The sequence below is a fragment of the Leucobacter chromiiresistens genome, assembly GCF_001477055.1.
Classification (GTDB): Bacteria; Actinomycetota; Actinomycetes; order Actinomycetales; family Microbacteriaceae; genus Leucobacter; species Leucobacter chromiiresistens_A.
In genome coordinates this window covers 1-649 of the sequence record NZ_LDRK01000176.1, presented here as the reverse complement: position 1 = coordinate 649, position 649 = coordinate 1, and the positions used below count along the sequence as shown (strand labels likewise).

Sequence of the window (649 nt, the reverse complement as noted above, 5' to 3'; positions counted from 1 at the left end):
CCAGGTGTTGGCCGGGTGGGTCATCCCCAGGTTCGCCAGCCACGTGAACAGGCCGCGCTCGTACACGGCGCGGTCCGCGAACTCGTCGAAGTTCACGTCCGCGTTCAGGTACTTGCCGGCGGCGAGCACCTTGATCTGCCCGCGCGCCCCCTGCGGGCAGAAGCGGTAGCCGAAGTTGTCCGCGGTGTACTCCTGGGCGCGGGAGAGGATGTTGCCCAGCACCGGGATCTGGTTGAACAGGGACAGCCCCAGGAGTCGGAAGTAGGGGACGTGGCCGGCGGCGATGTGCCCGACCTCGTGCCCGATGATGAACCGCAGCGCCTCCGGGTCCCGCGCCGCCCCGCCGATCTCGAACAGGTCCGAGTACACGGCGATGAAGCGGCGGTGCCCGTGACCGGCGGCGAAGGCGTTGATCTGGCCGTTGCCCAGCATCACGTAGGCGTCCGGCACACGACGCAGACCCGCGGCCTCGGCGGCCTCCACGACCATCCGGTAGGCCTCCGGGAACTGGGTGGGGGTGATCCGCACCCCGCTCAGCCGGATCTGCGCGTACATCAGGGCGCGGGCGAGGAAGAACACGATCGGGGCGACGATCGCCAGCGCGATGATCTGCGCGGACAGGGACTGGGCGAAGCCGATCAGCTCGTAC

1 protein-coding gene is annotated in these 649 nt (G+C 69.3%); it reads right to left on the bottom strand.

The window, feature by feature from the left end:
- Window positions 1-642: M48 family metallopeptidase (locus NS354_RS12930; RefSeq protein WP_153002234.1), on the bottom strand; the 642-nt coding region annotated here is incomplete at its 3' end.
- Window positions 643-649 lie beyond the last annotated feature (7 nt).